Raw genomic sequence first — 18,407 nt, 5'->3', positions numbered from 1 at the left:
TGCATAAATACAGGTAAATTGAGGGATTTTTCATTTGAGTCTAAAGACTCCGTACAATGGGTAAAAAATGATGAATTGGCATAAAAAAACTGCCCTTAAAAAAGGGCAGTACACTTATTTTACTTCTTCTTTTTTGAAACAATACGGCTCAATGCGAAAGCGCCAGCAAAGACTCCGATAGCAGTATTTGTGCGTTTATTGAATACTTGTTTGACAACCAAGTTCAAGTTTTGCGGACGTTCAGCTAATCTTCTCATGAAGTAACCATACCAATCATCTCCGAATGGTACGTATGTGCAGAAGTTGTATCCTTGTTTCGCTAAATCCACTTGCATGTCTTTGCGGAAACCATACAACATTTGGAATTCAAATTTGTCGTTTGAAATTTGATTGTCTTTTACAAACTTCTTCACATGATTGATAACATTGTGGTCATGTGTCGCGATTGAAGAGAATTTACCATTCAGTAAATGATACTCAATCAGTTTGATGTAGTTGGCATCAATTTCTTGTTTTGTTTGGTAAGCGTGTTCAGCAGATTCTTTGTAAGCGCCTTTTACAATACGTAAACGCATATCTTTATATTTTTCGATATCGTCTTGTGCACGGTAGAAGTAAGCTTGAATTACTGTGCCGACATTGCTGTACTGTTCAGAAAGAGTATCGATTAGATCAAATGAAGGTTGAAGGTGACCATAATCTTCCATGTCAAGGTTGATGTGCATGTCATACTTGCTCGCTGCAGCAACGATTTCATGTAAGTTGTCATAACAGAAATCATAATCGATATCGAGACCAAGTTGAGTTGGTTTCAAAGAAATGTGAGCGTCCACACCATTTGCTTGAATTGCTTCGATTACTTCCAAAATGCTTTCTTTAGCTTTCAAAGCTTCCGATCTTTCGAAAACGAATTCGCCCAAGTTATCAACGGTTGCACTGATGCCCAACGCGTTTAACTCACGAATACTTTTGATTGTATCTTCAACATTTGTTCCAGCGACAACAGTTTGTGCGCCTAATTTCAAACCATATTTTTTAGCCGCACTCGTCAGCAATTGGTTTTTTGATAAAGCCATAAATACATCTTTTAACATGATTTTTGCCTCCTAAAAAAAATTCATTATATGTTGTCTTGCATCCGTAAAATCACTAATCCTATCATGTGTATAATGATATCGTTTTATTATAAATCTTTTTTCACGAACATGTACACTAAACGTATTGAGATTGTACGGAAATTCTTTCCTTTTAATCGTAAACCTACTCTTTAATACTATCTGAAAAACATCAGAACAGAACGATATCAGAAATAACTGATTTTTATTTATAGAAAATGCTGATCATACACATCTTAAAGTCACTTTCTCATGAGTTGTTTAAGGGAGGAAGTTTCTCGTAGGCAGATAGCTTGATGTATAAATCTCATCGATATATTATCAACTCAAGATATTAGTTTTGCGAAAGGATTTTGATGATGACTTTAAATGAAAAATCTATTCCAGTTTCCGTATTGGATTTGGTTGCTGTACTTGAAGGACAAACACATAAAGAAGCAATTGGCGATTTGGTCAATTTAGCTCAACATACAGAAAAACTTGGTTATCAACGTTATTGGTTAACTGAACATCACAATATGCCTGCAGTAATTAGTTCAGCTACGTCAGTTCTTATAGGACATGTGTTGGAAAATACTCAATCCATTCGAGTAGGGTCAGGTGGAATTATGTTGCCGAATCATGCACCATTGGTTGTAGCAGAGCAATTCGGAACATTAGAAGCCATATATCCGAAACGAGTAGACTTGGGTCTCGGTCGAGCACCTGGAACAGATATGCGTACCGCGCATGCACTTCGTAGAACAACACAGGAAACTGCTTTCGCGTTTCCTCAAGATGTAGTGGAACTGCAACAATATTTCAGTTCCATTGAGCAGCAAGGGGAAGTTCGTGCATTTCCAGGTGTAGATGCCAAAGTGCCAATCTACATTCTCGGTTCTAGTACATCAAGTGCTTCGCTGGCTGCAAGACTTGGATTGCCATATGTATTTGCAGCCCATTTTGCACCGGCTCAACTCGAGCAAGCACTTCAGATATACCGCAATCAATTTACGCCGTCTGAGTATTTAAGCGAGCCATACGTGATGGTTTGTGTAAATGTCGTAGCGGCGGATACGATTGAAGAAGCCACTAAACTTTCCACTTCAACTAATCGGTTCTATTTAAACGTGGTGAGACGCACAGAGGAATTCTTGAAGCCTCCGGTAGAATCAATGGACGGTTTATGGAATTCATTTGAAGAAAGCGCCGTCCGCAGTATGTCTACATATTCCTTTAAAGGTGACAAGAATGCAATTCAGAAACAACTGAAAAGATTCCAGGACACATTCCAAGTGGACGAATTGATGGCTGTGACGTACATTTACGATCGGGAAGCACGAAAACGTTCTTATGAGATACTGAAAGAAGCGATGGATGAACTTCAATAAGAAACAGGAAACAGGCCGGGAGATATTGGCCTGTTTTTTTTGTTAAATTCATTTGAAAGGTGCCCGATCCCGTCAAATGATCAATCAACTCCGCTCCAAACAAAGCCGCAGGTGTAAAACTGCCGCCAATTAATTACTGCTAGAAAATAAAGAAATTTGGTCATTTCGAAAAAAAAATATAATTTAATCGATTAAAGTTTTAAAAGGAAGTTTATCTCAGTAAATAATTGGTTAAATAATTAATACATAAATTTACTTTTACGTGAAAATTTTAAGTTGGTAAATAAGTGATTTCATGAATAAAAGCTAAACCAGTTGGAGGATGTAAACAGATGAGAACAAAGACAGTGTATAAGCAACATCTTTTATTGAAACAAATTAACCGTAAAAAGAAAGACATGTACAAAAAGGCTAAGCAATTAGGCTACACACATTCATTGGTGGTGACTTGTAGTCAAGAACTGGATCAACTCTTGAATCAATATCAAGGGATGTTTCCATATCAAGAAGTAGGGTGAAGCCACAATACTCTATTTCATCTAGATACACTCAACTGTTGAAACAATATAATATTGTCATACGATAAAATTCCCTTGTCGAAGAGGAAGGCGCGCAAATGCCTGTATCTCACGGCAGGGGTTTTTTAGCTTGTTAAGATACTTTGATAGTGCACATTTGTTCAGATAGATACAGTCGTTTTGAGACTCTGTGTTCAAACGTGTAAAATGATTGTAGAAATTCAATTGGGAAAAGGTGCTTTCATGAAAAAATATATCATTATCGGTGCTGGAATTTTAGGGGCTTCAACTGCTTATCACCTAGCTAAAACGGGTGCAACAGTTACCGTCGTGGATCGCTTTGATAAAGGACAAGCAACGGACGCCGCAGCAGGTATTATATGTCCGTGGATTTCACAAAGACGTAATAAAGCATGGTACTCTCTCGCTAAAAGTGGGGCGGCCTATTATGAGGGACTGATAGCCCAACTTGAAGAAGATGGTGAAACAGATACGGGATACAAACGCGTGGGAGCCCTCAGTCTGCATACAGATCAAAGCAAACTCATCAAAATGGAAGAACGCGCGGTTACAAGAAGAGAGGATGCAACGGAAATTGGAGAAGTTCTTCAACTGACGCCGAATGAAACGGGTTCTCTATTTCCTCCGTTAGCTGAAGAATTTGGAGCGGTTTATGTTAGTGGAGCTGCTCGAGTCAACGGAAGGGCGCTCCGACAAGCCTTAATCAATTCGGCAAAAAAGCATGGAGCAACATTCATTCAGGGCTCTGCTGAAATTGAATTTGATGATCCAGCTATCACTGGAGTTCGTGTCGGCAATGAACGTTACAGTGCTGAAAAGATAATCATTACTGCCGGAGCGTGGGCGGATCAATTATTAAAACCAATGGGTATTGAATTTCAGCTCTCCTCCCAAAAAGCACAAATCGTCCATCTTCAAATGGAAAATATGAAAACGGATGATTGGCCCGTTGTAATGCCTCCAAATGATCAATATATTCTCGCTTTTGATAACGGCCAAATGGTAATAGGCGCCACCCATGAAGACCATGAAGAGTTTGATTTACGCGTCACTGCAGGCGGTTTACATGAAGTCTTTCACAAAGCGTTGTCCGTGGCACCTGGATTAGCAGATAGTACATTTGTTGAAACCCGTGTCGGTTTCCGTCCATTTACACCTAATTTTCTGCCGATCATCGGGAAGGTTCCGGGTTGGGAAGGACTTCTTCTCGCCAACGGGCTTGGGGCATCGGGATTAACTATCGGACCATTTCTAGGTGCACAACTGTCGAAGCTCGCGCTTGATGAACAAGTCGATATCGATTTGGCTTTGTACGATGTGTCAGGTGCAATTATAGACTAACCGTATGAGTTACAAAAAAACGAACACCCCCGTAGAACTTTTTTCTACGGGGGTGTTTCTAATTCTTAATTATCTTCAATAATTTCGATATGATGTTCGCCCCAAGCAGCACGTGCTAAGGAGACGCAATCAATCAACAGGGTGAGACTGTGTTTTAGTTCCAGGTAGACAGAAAGGAACTCCAGGTAGACAGAAATGCCTTCCAGGTTGCACAAAATGCCTTCCAGGTTGCACAAAATGCTTTCCCGAGTTTTCGGGTACTTGCCTTTGATAAAAAAATAGGAGGAATAAAGAAAGTTCACTAAGGACAAACTAAGGTTTTCAATAAGTAAGAGAGGAGAATTCGAAAATGAGTGAAAGAAAACCTCCACATCAGCAAATGTCTGAAGAAAATAATGGTTTGTCCGCTGCGCAGGAAGTGTTGTACAACGAAGAGTTCAACAAAGCAGACAAAGCAAGTGGATTAGAAGGCGTTAAAGGCATCAAGAAGAAAGATGAGAAAACTAAAAATAAATTAAACTGAATAGAAAAAGAGGCCAATCCTAGTTGAAATTTCAACGTTGGAATGGCCTCTTTTTATACACTAATTTTGTAAAGTGCCTTTTTAAAAATTCTTATATCGTTGTCGTTGTTTTTTTCTTATCAAAGGCATTCATGACTTGATCAAGCATGCCTTTACCATTACCATTTTTCGTGAATTCGTTGACTTGCCCTTTAAGTTTTTCTCGAGAATCTTTGTTGCGCATTAGGAAAGCCGCTCCAAGTCCAAGTGCTGCCAATGCCATCGTATTTCTTTTCATTATCAAACCCTCCTGATTTATTTTAGTAAAAGTGTTGTAGTTGAATATTTCCCCAAATGTGTATGTTCAAACATACGAATCTTGTAATTCCGACAGAACTTGAAATATTTGTATTTTCAATACAATATGTGCATATTTATTAATTTACGGTTGTATCCCCATATATTCTTCTTTATAATTATCGTATATTTCAGAAAATGTTTGGAAGTGTAAAGATGGAAATCACCTATTCACCACTTGGAGAAGAAGCAATTGTCTTAGAAGTTGGACAAGAAATTACAAAAGAAGCAACCAACCTGGTACGGTCAATCACCCGTAGAATCGAACAAGCTTCTATTGACTCAGTTGTAGAAGTAATTCCTGCATTTACGACCGTCACTGTTTTTTATAGAGTGTCTGCCGACAATCAATTTGAAGATATGAAGGATTGTCTAACCAAGATACTGCACAATAACAATGATTCGGAAAAAGTAGACCAACGGACCATTGAGATTCCCGTTTGCTATGGAGGCGAGCACGGACCGGATCTCGAGTTTGTTGCGTCACATAATCAATTAAAAGTTGAAGAAGTGATTGCCATTCATTCTTCGGGTACATATGAAGTGAATATGATTGGATTTGCCCCAGGGTTCCCGTTTATTGGAGGCATGTCCGAAAAAATTGCTGCTCCTCGTCGCTCGACTCCTAGGCTCCGTATCCCTGAACGGTCTGTCGGAATTGCTGGAATGCAGACTGGTGTTTATCCGATTGAGACGCCTGGTGGCTGGCAATTGATCGGTCGGACGCCGATGGATTTATTCCTTCCGCATGAAGACGTTCCAAGCTTGCTCCAAGCGGGAGATCTCATAGTCTTCAAGCCAATAACAGAATCGGAGTATGCAGAATGGGAGGGGACAACTCATGCTGATGATTGATAAGGAAGGTTTGCAAACGACTGTTCAAGATCTTGGCAGGAATGGTTTTCAAAAATATGGCGTTATTGTTAGTGGCGTTATGGATTCTTATGCACATCGTCTGGCGAACATATTGGTCGGCAATGAAGAGACGAAAGCAACGATCGAAATTACATTAATGGGCCCACATATAACATTTCTTGAAGACTGTTTATTTGCATTAACTGGCGCGAATCTATCACCCGTCATTGATGGTGTACCCATAAAAATGTGGCGCCCGATTTTTGCCAGAAAAGGTTGCAAGCTGATTTTTGGAAAGCCTGTAACAGGTTGCCGAACGTATATGGCGGTTGCTGGAGGTGTTGCTGTACCTAAAGTGATGGGGAGTCAGTCTACCTATATACGAGCGAGTATCGGAGGGTTTAACGGAAGAGCCTTGCAAAGAGGAGATGTTATTCCGGTTAATGACGCCCCACAACAAGTTAAAGGTTTTATCAACAAGCTCTCTAAAGAAATAAACGATAGGTCATTTATGCAAGTGGAATGGACATTAAAGTCCGAAGCAATTCCCAGCTATCAAAAGGATGAGACGGTGCGTGTCATAGAAGGAAGACAAGCACATTTATTCTCTAAAAAAAGTAAAGATGATTTCCTTAATCAAGTTTTCCAAATCACTTCAGATTCTGATCGGATGGGTTATCGATTGAAAGGAACTGAACTTAGATTAGAAGTACCGAAAGAATTGCTTTCAGAGGCAGTGTCATTTGGTTCCATCCAAGTGCCCCCCGATGGACAACCCATCATTTTGATGGCAGACCGACAAACGACTGGTGGCTATCCAAAAATAGGACAAGTTGCATTTATTGATTTGCCGAAAGTGAGCCAGCTGAAGCCTGGGGAAACCATTCGTTTTGAAAAAATATCTTTGGAAGAATCACAAAAATCAATGATTGAGCAGAGAAAATTGATCGATCAATTAACGCAATCCATTTCACTTAAATTTAAGGAGGGTACATGAAAATGAAGTATCAAGTCGATTTAAATTGTGATATGGGTGAGAGCTTTGGTGCCTACAAAATGGGAAACGATGAAGAGATACTGGATTTTGTGACATCTGCAAATATCGCGTGTGGATTTCATGCAGGCGATCCTTCCACGATGCGCAAAACGGTCAAACTCGCACTCGAAAAAGGCGTAGGCATTGGTGCGCATCCTGGATTTCAAGATTTGACTGGCTTTGGTAGAAGAAATTTTTCAGTTACACCTCAGGAAGCTTATGAAATCGTGGTCTATCAAATTGGGGCATTGTTTGGCTTTGTAAAAGCGGAGGGTGGCGTGATGCAACACGTCAAGCCACATGGTGCGTTATTCAACATGGCGGCTACCGATGCGTCGTTATCTGAAGCAATTGCCGAAGCGGTTTATGCGGTGAACCCTGAGTTGGTTCTCTTTGGTTTATCCGGTAGTGAAATCGTCAAAGCAGGTGAGAAGATTGGTTTACGCACTGCGAATGAAGTCTTCTCCGATCGTACTTATCAAGCAGATGGAACATTGACGAACCGAAAAGAAGCTAATGCACTGATTACGGATACGGAAACAGCCATTCACCAAGTCGTTCGAATGGTTAAAGAAGGCAAGGTCACAAGTATCAGCGGAAAAGAAGTTTTGATTCAAGCCGACACTGTGTGTATTCATGGAGATGGGCTGCATGCACTCGATTTTGCACAACGTATTTCTCAAGACTTGAATTCATCTGGAATTGATATTCAAAAAATTTCAGAGTTCAAATAAATCATAAGGGGGATCCACATGAAAACTGAGAACAAATTGAAAAACACAAACAGGAGTTTATTGCTAGGTGCAGCCTTCCTGATGGCGACTTCTGCGATAGGTCCAGGATTTTTAACTCAAACGACTGTCTTTACCGAATCCCTTCTTGCAAGTTTCGGATTCGTGATTCTGATTTCCATTATTATCGATATCGGCGCTCAGTTGAACATTTGGCGAATCATTGCCGTCTCTGAAAAACGGGCACAGGATATTGCAAACGATATATTGCCGGGCCTTGGTTACTTTCTTGCAATTTTAATTGTTATGGGTGGTCTTGCATTCAATATCGGAAATATTGCAGGTGCTGGTCTTGGAGTAAATGTTTTATTCGGAATCTCTGCACAGACGGGAGCCATTCTCAGCGGAATTCTTGCCATCGGTATTTTTGTTGTTAAAGAAGCGGGCAAAGCGATGGATAAATTCGCGCAAATATTAGGTTTCATCATGATTGCATTAACTGTATATGTCATGTTTACTGCATCGCCTCCAGTAGGAGAAGCTGTTGTGAAAACTTTTGTTCCAGACAAGATTGATATTTTGGCGATTGTAACATTAGTAGGGGGAACGGTAGGGGGTTATATCACCTTTGCCGGAGGTCACCGATTGATTGATGCAGGTGTCAAAGGTGTAGACTCGCTTCCTGAAGTGAACCGTAGTGCAGTATTTGCAATTGTAGTTACTGCTATTATGCGAATTGCCTTGTTCCTTGCCGTACTTGGTGTTGTGTCACAGGGGTTAAAACTTGATCCTTCTAATCCACCTGCATCTGTTTTCCAATTGGCAGCTGGTAACTTTGGTTATAAAATTTTCGGGATAGTAATGTGGGCAGCAGCAGTTACTTCCGTAGTAGGTGCGGCCTATACATCCGTTTCATTCATCCGTACATTCCATCCGTGGTTAGAAAAGCATCATCAAAAAATCATTATCGCGTTTATTGCGATTTCAACCATCGTCTTTGTATTCGTCGGTCGTCCGGTCAGTATTCTTGTACTAGTTGGATCTGTAAATGGTTTGATTTTACCGATTGCGTTAGGCGTTATGCTTATTGCGGCGTATAAAACGAAAATTGTAGGTGACTACAAACATCCATTGTGGATGACTATTTTTGGAATCATTATTGTTATCGCGATGTCGATTATGGGTGTTTACACCTTAATTGAAGGAATTCCTCAATTGTTTAAATAGAAATCGCTGTTAATCGTACATTTCCATTAGCGGCATGTTCCGCATGAGCCAACACTCTCTTTGATGTGATGCATGCCGCAAATGCGCTATTTCGATATTTATCATCCTTCTTATAATGCCTTAAAAGAAAGGGGGTTTAACTTGATGCAACCATCTGAAATAAGAGGAAAGATGCGCAGTGGTGAGATTTCTTCACCAACTTCTGGGTTGTGTGAAGAGTACATTCAAGCAAATCTGGTTATTTTACCGGAAGATTTGGCTTTTGATTTTCTATTGTTCTGTCAAAGAAATCCCAAATCTTGTCCGCTAATTGACGTCACAGACGCAGGTTCGTATATTCCGAAAATGTCTGCACCCAAAGCTGATTTACGTACAGATTTACCTAGATACCGCGTCTATCGTAATGGAGAAGTCGTGGATGAGCCTACAGATATTAAAGAGTATTGGACTGACGAAATGGTCGGTTTCCTGATTGGCTGCAGCTTCACATTCGAAGATGCGCTAATTAAAAATGGCATTCCTATGAGACACAATGAAGAAGGCGTTAATGTGCCTATGTATAAAACATCAATTGAAACGTCGCCTGCAGGCAAATTTGCGGGACCGACAGTCGTCAGCATGCGTCCAATGAAAGAAGCGGATGTCATTCGGGCAGTTCAAGTCACCAGTCGTTTTCCATCGGTTCACGGTGCACCGATACATATCGGAAATCCAGAATCAATCGGTATAAAGGACATTCAACATCCGGATTTTGGCGATGCAGTGACGATTAAAGACGGAGAAGTACCCGTCTTTTGGGCATGTGGTGTGACACCCCAAGCAATTGCTATGCATATGAAGCCTCCATTGATGATCACTCACGCACCTGGTCATATGTTCATCACAGATTTAAAAAGTGAACATATGAGCGTGATTTGATTCTAACTGCTAACTTTGAACATCCACAATTACTGAAGTATCTCTCGGTTTATGACTGAGAGGTACTTTTTTGTGCTAGTATAAGCAATACAAGGTTAATTGGACGTGACCAAAACAAACGGAAAAGGAGGACCTTTAATTGAAATTCGTAAAATCGAAAATGAAGCAACTCGTAAAAGAAAATGAGGAACTGAAGATACGCTTAAAGCAAATCATGAAAGAACATGAGCTTGAAAAAGATTTCGCCCTTAAAGCGATGTACCATACTGATGTAGTAGAAGGAAAATTTCAAGCAAAATATCAGGAACTTTCATAATCAGCATATTGGCAACAAGAATCCAAATCAGGAAATTACCTGGTTTGGATTTTTCTATATAATGGGATATTTAAAAAGTGTATGTGTACAGTTAATGACAATCGCATATATTTCTTTGTAAACATGACGTTTGTCATACTACTCTTATGATATTTACACTTGTGAAAAACATTGCTTCTTACCATACTAATACATTCAAAGGAGTCTCCATTCATCCTGTTGATTTCCTAAATTAACCATTTTCATTAATCACTTAAGTGGTATTTAAAGGAGCTATGGCCATGAACCAATCAAATATTGCATGGGTTACGGATTCAACTGCTACCCTGTCTACAGAATTTATAGAAAAACATAATATCTATGTGGTACCGTTATTCGTTATTTTCGGAGAAACCGCTTACAAAGAAAACGTTGAAATCAGTTCAAGCGAATTTTATAAAAAACTTGCGTCCGTTAATGATTTACCTAAAACTTCACAACCTTCTCCAGGCGAAATGCTGGAGCTGTTTAATGAAATAAAAAACAAATACAAGCACGTTATTGCCATTCATGCGACAGGTGCATTGACTGGTGCGTATAGTGGCGCAGTCTCGGCGACAAAAGAAGCTGGAGTAGATGCGTTTGTTCTGGATTCTCAAATTGGATCATTTCCACTTGGAAAAATGGTGGAGCGTGCTGTGGCGTTAGAGCAACAAGGAAAAACGTTTGAAGAAATCGTTACTGAAATCAAGACGTTGCCTGCAAAAGGTCGCCTGTTCTTAACGCCTGGCAGCCTTGAACAACTCCACAAAGGTGGGCGTGTAACGGGTTCACAAGCCGTGTTTGCAACTCTATTGAATATGAAAGTCGTCTTGAAATTTCATGAAGGACGTGCAGTGCTGTCCGATAAAGTACGAAGTCATAAGCGTGCCATCGCCAAAATGGCCGACTATTTAGAAGCCGAAAAAAATCACGTAAAAGAAGTGACTGTCCTCCACGCGGATAATTTGAAAGAAGCGACTCAATTGAAAAAAGAACTTCAAACGCAACATCCTCAGATTATTTTCTCTACAACAGAACTTAGTCCCGTGCCAGGCACTCATACGGGAAGAGGAACTGTCGGTCTTGCTTGGTTAGGAGAATAAGAATATTTATAACGTAAAAAGTCGCCAATCCCTATGTATGGGGTGGCGACTTTTTTGTTGTGTGGGCTCCCCAGTTATTGTCTCTTAGTGAAAGGATGCTCTCGTTTCTGGAAATAAATCATAAACTATAACTCGTGGATTTAAGTCGTGACTTTTATGAGGTGTTAGTTGGAACAGTGATAAGTAAAGATAAAGAGAGACGCGAAATGACAAAATCACATTGCGTCTCTCTTTGTAAATTCGGGAAATGAATTCCATTGTTTATGCTATTACGTTACTTTTTACGCGTACAACTTCTTCAAGTCTAGCTTGAACTTGCTCTTCGCTTAAGGTATGCTCCACGATATAACGGTTGCGTGGATTCGTGCGGCAAGCATCCGAACAGCTGCGCAAATACAAGTGCTCGTTTTCTTCTGAACAAAGAATTTTATCATTACATTCTGGGTTAGCACAGTTTACGTAACGCTCACAAGGTGTACCATCGAAATGATCTTTTCCTACGATTACGTGCTCGACTTTGTTTATCGGCACAGCAATGCGTTCGTCAAAGACATACATTTGTCCGTCCCAAAGCTGACCTTTCACTTCTGGGTCATTACCGTAAGTGTGGATTCCACCGTGAAGTTGACCCACATCTTCGTAACCTTCTTTGACTAACCAACCGGAGAATTTCTCACAACGAATTCCGCCTGTGCAGTAAGTCAAAATCTTTTTACCTTCGAATTGTTCTTTGTTTTCGCGCATCCATTGTGGCAAATCACGGAAGTTTTTAATTTCTGGACGAACTGCCCCACGGAAATGACCTAGATCGAATTCATAGTCATTGCGTGCATCGATGACAATTGTATCGTCCTGTTGCATTTTTTCGTAGAATTCTGTTGGGGACAAGTATTGACCAGTAATTTCGTTCGGGTTGATATCATCTTCTCCAAGACCAAGATGTACCACTTCATTTTTCGCACGTACATGCATTTTTTTAAACGCATGACCTTCCGCTGCATCAATTTTCCACATCATATCTGCAAAACGTTCATCACTCTTCATCATATCCATGTAGGCTTGGGTCTGTTCGATGGTTCCAGAAACGGTTCCGTTAATTCCTTCATGAGATACAAGAATACGACCCAATAAGCCGATTTCTTTACACGCAGCCAAGTGAGTTTGTGCGAATAATTCAGGTTCATCTATTAATACATATTTATAATATAACAAGACTTGATAAGCATTGTTTTCCATTTTAATTTAACCACCTTAATTTTATGGTAATTCAATCAATAAATATAGCATAAAAGTGATGAAATGAACAGTGCTAACAGGGAAATCAGACTGTTAAATTGTGTAGGAAAAGTGAATTTTAGATAAGTGGGGGTGAAATGGAGAAAGGAATGGCGAATGCTGGATAAGCCTATGTGAAATGGAGATATCCATCACTGAATTCTCGATATCCCCCCACTTAATCCAGATATCGAAAAAACCTTTAACGGATAACGTCCATATTTTCTCAAATAGGTATCCAAATGAACTTAATTCAATGTGGTGTATTGGTATGAAGGTTGATGTAATTGTTGTGGGAGCAGGGCTTGCTGGAAGTGGCGACGGCTAGTAATTTATCAAACATAATCATAATGAGACGTCTGCCTTCTTTTTGGAGGCAGACGTTTTTGTTTATATGAACGTTTAAAGATTTTGTGCAACCTGACCCCACATTCTGTCTACCTGGATCGCCGAACTGTCAACCTGAACAAGCATACTCGTCTAGACAAGCCAAATGCGCAACAGAGAAGGCATCATTTTGTCTCAAGGAGCGTCAGATATATTATTTAGGTGGATTTTTACATTAATTATATAAAAATTTTAAATATTTTATGCAATATATTGCATTTCATTTAAAAAGAGAGTAGGATTACTGACAGTGATAGTTTCAGTATGCAATATATCGGAGTTGCATAAACTACAGTTTTTAAATTGCAGGAGGTAAACAAAATGGATAAAAAATTATCGTTATCAGCATACTCTGTCATTGGATTGATGCTGTTCGCTTTATTCTTTGGTGCAGGAAACTTAATATTCCCGGCAACTCTTGGTCAAAATGCAGGCACGAATGTATGGTTGGCAGTAGCTGGATTTTTATTAACTGGAATTGGTTTACCGTTTCTTGGCATACTCGCAATGGGCTATTCAGGAAGTCGCAGTTTACAAGACCTTGCAAGCCGTATCCATCCGGTATATGGCGTCATTTTCACTGCCTTGCTGTATTTGACAATCGGACCGTTATTCGCAATTCCTAGAACTGGTGCGGTTTCTTATGATATCGGTGTGGCTCCATTTTTAGGAGCAGGCCATGAACAGATTGGGTTAATTGTCTTCACCATCATTTTCTTTGCTATAACACTTTGGTTATCTCTGAATCCGTCGAAAATGGTTGATCGTATCGGGAAGTTATTATCTCCAGCTATTTTAGTACTGCTAGGAACTTTACTTGTCATGGTAATCGTTAATCCGCTTGGCTCGATCCAAGCACCTCAAGACTCATATGCCAATGGTGCATTCATGAAAGGCTTCACTGAAGGCTATAATACGATGGATGCGCTAGCATCACTGGTATTCGGGATTATCGTCATTGATATTATTCGAAAAATGGGTGTTACATCCACTCGTGGAATTTTAAAGGCTACAGCTAAATCAGGCGCAGTAGCTACTGTCTTACTTGGCGTGATTTATGTAGGTGTTGCATATTTAGGAGCGACGAGTACGGAAATGTTTGGTTTATTTGATACTGGTGGACCAGTGCTTACTAATACAGCCGCTTATTATTTTGGAACATTTGGTACCCTAATGATGGCTGTCATTATTTTTCTTGCCTGTTTAACGACTAGTATCGGTCTGATTACGGCATGTGGGGAGTATTTCCATAGCCTATTCCCTAAGGTGAGTTATAAATTATTCATCATCGGTTTTTCAACATTTTCATTTATCATAGCCAATTTCGGCTTATCGAACATTATTACGTACTCGATTCCCGTGTTGATGTTCTTGTATCCGTTGGCAATCGTCTTGATTATCTTAACGTTCGCATCACCGTTGTTTAAGCATTCGCGCATGGTTTATGTTTCGGCAACGGTCGTTACATTGATGGTGAGCAGCATAGATGGACTGAAAACGTTATGCACTTCATTAAACATGGAGTATTTCGATTGGATGAAACCAGTCATTTCGTTTTATGAAAACTACTTGCCTTTTTATGAACAAGGTCTGGGCTGGCTGATTCCTGTGCTCATTGTCATGGTGATTACAGGAATTCTCGCTTACGTAAGAAAAGCTTCACTCGCTTATTCACAATGATTTTAACCTAAAAACCCTCAAATCTCAGATACTTTTAAAGTATCAAGATTTGAGGGTTTTTTTATAGTTCTTCACGAGTATAAAATTCTTCTATTGCACGTAGCCAGTTGTCCCGCATCACTTGGGAGACGGATGCGGCATCACGTTTTTTTAATAATTCGATGATGGTAGCATGCTCCTTAATAGAATGGGTCGTCAAAACGATTGAATTATGGAAGAACTGTCTGAGTACATGGGCTTGTAAATTAGCAACCATCGATGTGATATAGGGATTGTTTGCGGCATCTACAATAATTTGATGAAACTCTTCATCAATTTTCAAGGCTGAAAAATAGTCTTTTGTTTGGATTGCATGTGAAAATCGTTCATTTGTATCTTCCATGTTATGAATCGTTTTTTTATCTAAGTTGGGTATGGCTAATTCGGCAGACAGTGCCTGCAACGCGGCTAACGGAGGAAGGAGATCTTTAATGTCTTCTTTTCTCACAGTTGTGACCTGCGTGGCTTTTCCGGGAAACATTTCAACGAAACCTTGAACTTCAAGCAATTGTAACGACTCTCGGATAGGTGTTCGGCTGACACCCAATGCTTGAGCCAATTCCGTATCGTTCAATTTTTCTTCAGGACGTAATGTACCGTCAATAATCCATTGCTGCAACTGGTTAAAAGCATTCTCTTTGGCAGAGATGCGAATGGGTTTGGCATGATTAGTGGGTATCGGCATATAGGTAACAACCTTTCCTATCAAGAAATAATATGTATAAAAATGGATGATTTCTTCCATTATACAACAAATACTCTGTATGTGATATATTGCACTTTGAATTTAGCATTAATTTTAATTTATATCATATTCCAGTAATATTAAATAGATGATAAATAATACCAGACTAAAGGTGTTGAGGAGTACGTAGGTGGACATTATTACCACAGGAATTTGGAGGATAATATTTGTATTCATGCTTGGCATCTTTTACACTGACCTCAATTCAACACTGGAAAGCGGGTGGCATAATGTTTGGATTTAATGATATGTGGAAATTTTTCTTTTCATTTTTCTTGGTGATGCCTCTTGTGACAATTCTTCATCAAATGGGTCATATGTTTTTCGCGCGCATTTTTGGAGGAAAGGTAAATATGCACATTGGATCGGGAAAAATTTTGACGAAGATTGGACCTCTACATATACGACGGTTGTACTTTTATGATGGTTGGTGTGAATATATTTCTTTGGCTAAAAAGAGACGTAGATGGCAGCTGATTTTGGTCTACTTGGGTGGATCGCTTTTTAATTTGACCGCTATATTACTGTTGAATGGCTTGATTTTGATGCGTGAACTGGAACCCGGCATTTTCTTGTATCAATTCGTTTATTTCTCTTTCTATTTCATTTTCTTTTCACTATTTCCCATATGGCATGGGGAGAACCCGAGTGACGGAATGGCTGTTTGGAATCTCATACGTAAGAAACCATTTAAAAATAATCCTACGATGTAATCCCTATTCGTGATGAGAGGATAAATACGTAGTGTCAGTTTGTCATGGTCCAGCTGGATTAGTAGGTGCAACGCTTTCAAATGGCGAACCATTGGTTGAAGGAAAGCGGGTCAGTGCAACAGTAGAGACGGGGCAAAATTGGTCTGAGAAATCTGTGGTGGATGGCAAATTGATGACAGGTCAAAATCCACAATCCACTCCAAAATGGTTGTAAAAGAATTAATAGAAAAATTAGGTTCATAAATAGGACTGCATGCGATTTTGTGCACTGCTATTCTATTTTGAATAATGTCATAGCTTTTTCACTGAAACAGTGAAAAGGCTATTTTTTGTGAATTGAAAAATTGGGAATACAGTTTATTTCATGATAAGATGATTCAATCATTCATTTTTGCGGAATGTAAAGGAGTTTTTATGAAAAATCGAAGTATTGTAGCTATATTTTATTTAATTGGATTAACCTTTCTGTCTTTGGGCATTAGTTTAATAATATTGGCTGATTTAGGGGCTGGAGCATGGGATGCCATGTACGTAGGGCTAAATAATCTTTTTGGCCTAAGTGTCGGTGCGTGGGTCTTTATTGTAGGGATATTACTTATTTTAATCAATGCTCTTCTATTAAGAGAGCGAATTGATATTTCTGCAGTAATCCCTGTAGTAACGGTTGGTTTTTTGATTGATTTCTGGTTGTTATTTGTTTTTGCTAACTATCAGGCACCGATTCTTCCAATTCGATTTGCCATGTTGGTTGGCGGTATTGCAGTGATTGCAGTAGGAATTGCCTGTTACTTGCAGTCGAAAATTGCACGTAACCCTATGGATACTTTGATGATGGCAATTCAAACTTTGACTGGCAAAAGCATGGCTGTCTCTAAAACCATGATGGAGCTTGGCGTGTTGGTGATTGCGTTCATTCTCGGTGGCCCAATTGGATTGGGTACTATTTTTGTGACTCTTATGATTGGTCCAATGATTCAGTTCTTCTATCGACCGGTAACGAAGTTACGTGAACGTTTATGTAATGAGTCTGTTTTGCTATAGAGTGTATAAATAGATAAAGAGCAGTGAATTCTTCATGAATTCACTGCTCTTTTTTAGTTTAATGCGAAAATAAATCGGTTGAATGCTTCATATGTTTCTTTGTTTCTGGATCCACGAAGTGTTTCGCGGAATTAATGGCAATAGGTGCTTCGCCGAATCCACAGGCGATAAGTTTAACTTTACCTTCATACGTGTTGCTGTCCCCGACTGCGTAAACGCCCGGCAGAGTCGTTTCCATACTGGAATTGACTTTGATTGCATGTCGTTCCATCTCCATGCCCCAATTTTTCATGTTGCCAATATGTGAGCGGAATCCATAATTGACAATGACATAATCTGCCTTTAGTAATTCAATATCACCATCTGATTTTCGGACTGCCACATGCGTAAACGTATCACCTTCTGGTTCAAAATGATCCACTACAAATGGTGTTTTGATGACGACAGATGATTGATGAAGCAAATCCAAGCTATGTTCGTGCGCGCGGAAAGAATCACGTCGATGTACGAGAGTGACTGTTTTCGCGATGGGTTCAAGCATGAGTGCCCAATCGACAGCTGAGTCCCCTCCACCAAATAATACAACGTCTTTTCCTGCAAATTTGCCCATGTCATCTACAAAATAATGAAGTTGCGTACCTTCGTATTTGGCTGCTTCTTCGAGTTCCAGTCGCTTTGGTTCAAACGCGCCATTCCCAGTAGTGAAAATGACTGATTTTGATAAGTGCTTCTCTTTTTCAGTTGTCAGTTGCCATGTACCATCTTCAAGTCTTGTCATATCTTCCACGGACTGATCTGTGACGATAGTGGGTGAGAAAATAGATAGTTGCTCGGATAAATTGGCTACTAATTCTTTTGCACGCACTTTAGGAAATCCAGCAATATCGTATATGTATTTTTCCGGATAGAGTGCGGTTAATTGGCCACCTACATTGGGTAAACTTTCAATTATTTTGACTGACATTTGACGCATACCGCCATAGAAAGCTGTAAATAATCCAGCAGGACCTGCGCCTATTATTGTTACATCATATACTTTCATATTAATCGAGCCCCTTGTCCATTGAGTGTCTACCATGAGTCTACCACTACCGTT

20 protein-coding genes and 1 pseudogene are annotated in these 18,407 nt (G+C 39.7%); 16 read left to right on the top strand and 5 right to left on the bottom strand.

Annotated elements, in window-relative coordinates; all coding sequences use genetic code 11:
• Positions 1-119 precede the first annotated feature (119 nt).
• Entirely contained in the window at positions 120-1,094 is a 975-nt protein-coding gene (locus MHH33_RS16210) for a proline dehydrogenase family protein (protein WP_016428558.1), read from the bottom strand.
• Between the two features lie 380 nt (positions 1,095-1,474).
• Here MHH33_RS16210 and MHH33_RS16205 point away from each other — a divergent pair, with 380 nt between their 5' ends.
• The 4 genes from MHH33_RS16205 (at position 1,475) to MHH33_RS16190 (ending at position 4,888) form a co-directional block, all read left to right on the top strand.
• On the top strand, positions 1,475-2,485 hold the full coding sequence (locus MHH33_RS16205; protein ID WP_147640343.1) for an LLM class flavin-dependent oxidoreductase: 1,011 nt from the start codon (positions 1,475-1,477) through the stop codon (positions 2,483-2,485).
• A gap of 332 nt (positions 2,486-2,817) precedes the next feature.
• Positions 2,818-3,003, top strand: coding sequence for an aspartyl-phosphate phosphatase Spo0E family protein (locus MHH33_RS16200; RefSeq protein WP_342542343.1), 186 nt, complete (start codon positions 2,818-2,820; stop codon positions 3,001-3,003).
• A gap of 243 nt (positions 3,004-3,246) precedes the next feature.
• The gene (locus MHH33_RS16195; RefSeq protein WP_016428555.1) at positions 3,247-4,365 is read left to right on the top strand and encodes an FAD-binding oxidoreductase; all 1,119 of its coding nucleotides are present in this window, start codon (positions 3,247-3,249) and stop codon (positions 4,363-4,365) included.
• A 379-nt stretch (positions 4,366-4,744) separates the two neighbouring features.
• Positions 4,745-4,888, top strand: a complete 144-nt coding sequence (locus MHH33_RS16190) for a YfhE family protein (RefSeq protein ID WP_196930516.1) — start codon at positions 4,745-4,747, stop codon at positions 4,886-4,888.
• Between the two features lie 91 nt (positions 4,889-4,979).
• Here the strand turns inward: MHH33_RS16190 and MHH33_RS16185 are convergent, their stop codons facing one another.
• Positions 4,980-5,165, bottom strand: a complete 186-nt coding sequence (locus MHH33_RS16185) for a hypothetical protein (protein ID WP_016428553.1) — start codon at positions 5,163-5,165, stop codon at positions 4,980-4,982.
• A 215-nt stretch (positions 5,166-5,380) separates the two neighbouring features.
• Between MHH33_RS16185 and pxpB the strand changes: the two genes are divergently transcribed.
• The 7 genes from pxpB to MHH33_RS16150 all read left to right on the top strand — a co-directional run bounded on the left by pxpB (position 5,381) and on the right by MHH33_RS16150 (position 11,431).
• Positions 5,381-6,079, top strand: coding sequence for a 5-oxoprolinase subunit PxpB (pxpB, locus tag MHH33_RS16180; protein ID WP_016428552.1), 699 nt, complete (start codon positions 5,381-5,383; stop codon positions 6,077-6,079).
• Positions 6,066-7,076: a biotin-dependent carboxyltransferase family protein gene (locus MHH33_RS16175; RefSeq protein ID WP_016428551.1), complete on the top strand. Its 1,011-nt coding sequence runs from the start codon at positions 6,066-6,068 to the stop codon at positions 7,074-7,076. Before pxpB ends, MHH33_RS16175 begins: the two co-directional genes overlap by 14 nt.
• Positions 7,077-7,078: 2 nt before the next feature.
• The gene (locus MHH33_RS16170; RefSeq protein WP_016428550.1) at positions 7,079-7,849 is read left to right on the top strand and encodes a 5-oxoprolinase subunit PxpA; all 771 of its coding nucleotides are present in this window, start codon (positions 7,079-7,081) and stop codon (positions 7,847-7,849) included.
• An 18-nt stretch (positions 7,850-7,867) separates the two neighbouring features.
• Entirely contained in the window at positions 7,868-9,073 is a 1,206-nt protein-coding gene (locus MHH33_RS16165) for an NRAMP family divalent metal transporter (protein ID WP_342542342.1), read from the top strand.
• Positions 9,074-9,217: 144 nt separating this feature from the next.
• Positions 9,218-9,991 (top strand): putative hydro-lyase, encoded by a 774-nt coding sequence (locus MHH33_RS16160; protein WP_342542341.1) that lies wholly within the window; start codon positions 9,218-9,220, stop codon positions 9,989-9,991.
• A 139-nt stretch (positions 9,992-10,130) separates the two neighbouring features.
• A complete protein-coding gene (locus tag MHH33_RS16155; RefSeq protein ID WP_016428547.1) occupies positions 10,131-10,307 on the top strand; it encodes a hypothetical protein in 177 nt (58 codons plus the stop codon).
• A gap of 281 nt (positions 10,308-10,588) precedes the next feature.
• Positions 10,589-11,431 (top strand): DegV family protein, encoded by an 843-nt coding sequence (locus MHH33_RS16150; protein WP_016428546.1) that lies wholly within the window; start codon positions 10,589-10,591, stop codon positions 11,429-11,431.
• A gap of 261 nt (positions 11,432-11,692) precedes the next feature.
• Here MHH33_RS16150 and MHH33_RS16145 read toward each other — a convergent pair whose 3' ends face one another.
• On the bottom strand, positions 11,693-12,667 hold the full coding sequence (locus MHH33_RS16145; protein ID WP_016428545.1) for a rhodanese-related sulfurtransferase: 975 nt from the start codon (positions 12,665-12,667) through the stop codon (positions 11,693-11,695).
• A gap of 178 nt (positions 12,668-12,845) precedes the next feature.
• Between MHH33_RS16145 and MHH33_RS16140 the strand changes: the two genes are divergently transcribed.
• Both MHH33_RS16140 and brnQ read left to right on the top strand, forming a co-directional pair.
• The gene (locus MHH33_RS16140; RefSeq protein WP_342542340.1) at positions 12,846-13,034 is read left to right on the top strand and encodes a hypothetical protein; all 189 of its coding nucleotides are present in this window, start codon (positions 12,846-12,848) and stop codon (positions 13,032-13,034) included.
• A 380-nt stretch (positions 13,035-13,414) separates the two neighbouring features.
• The gene (gene brnQ / locus MHH33_RS16135; protein ID WP_342542339.1) at positions 13,415-14,773 is read left to right on the top strand and encodes a branched-chain amino acid transport system II carrier protein; all 1,359 of its coding nucleotides are present in this window, start codon (positions 13,415-13,417) and stop codon (positions 14,771-14,773) included.
• A gap of 61 nt (positions 14,774-14,834) precedes the next feature.
• Here brnQ and MHH33_RS16130 read toward each other — a convergent pair whose 3' ends face one another.
• Positions 14,835-15,497: a GntR family transcriptional regulator gene (locus MHH33_RS16130; protein ID WP_036659523.1), complete on the bottom strand. Its 663-nt coding sequence runs from the start codon at positions 15,495-15,497 to the stop codon at positions 14,835-14,837.
• A 290-nt stretch (positions 15,498-15,787) separates the two neighbouring features.
• On the opposite strand from MHH33_RS16130, the gene MHH33_RS16125 reads away from it, so the two are divergent.
• From MHH33_RS16125 to MHH33_RS16115, 3 genes and pseudogenes are all read left to right on the top strand, one after another.
• On the top strand, positions 15,788-16,270 hold the full coding sequence (locus MHH33_RS16125; protein ID WP_036659896.1) for a membrane protein: 483 nt from the start codon (positions 15,788-15,790) through the stop codon (positions 16,268-16,270).
• Between the two features lie 19 nt (positions 16,271-16,289).
• Positions 16,290-16,513, top strand: a pseudogene (locus MHH33_RS16120) (DJ-1/PfpI family protein); the annotation flags it as partial.
• Between the two features lie 171 nt (positions 16,514-16,684).
• Positions 16,685-17,311, top strand: coding sequence for a membrane protein (locus MHH33_RS16115; RefSeq protein WP_342542338.1), 627 nt, complete (start codon positions 16,685-16,687; stop codon positions 17,309-17,311).
• A 58-nt stretch (positions 17,312-17,369) separates the two neighbouring features.
• Here the strand turns inward: MHH33_RS16115 and MHH33_RS16110 are convergent, their stop codons facing one another.
• Entirely contained in the window at positions 17,370-18,353 is a 984-nt protein-coding gene (locus MHH33_RS16110; RefSeq protein ID WP_342542337.1) for an NAD(P)/FAD-dependent oxidoreductase, read from the bottom strand.
• Between the last annotated feature and the right edge of the window lie 54 nt (positions 18,354-18,407).

The sequence above is a fragment of the Paenisporosarcina sp. FSL H8-0542 genome (genome assembly GCF_038632915.1).
GTDB lineage: Bacteria > Bacillota > Bacilli > Bacillales_A > Planococcaceae > Paenisporosarcina.
This window is presented reverse-complemented; position numbering and strand designations above follow the sequence as displayed.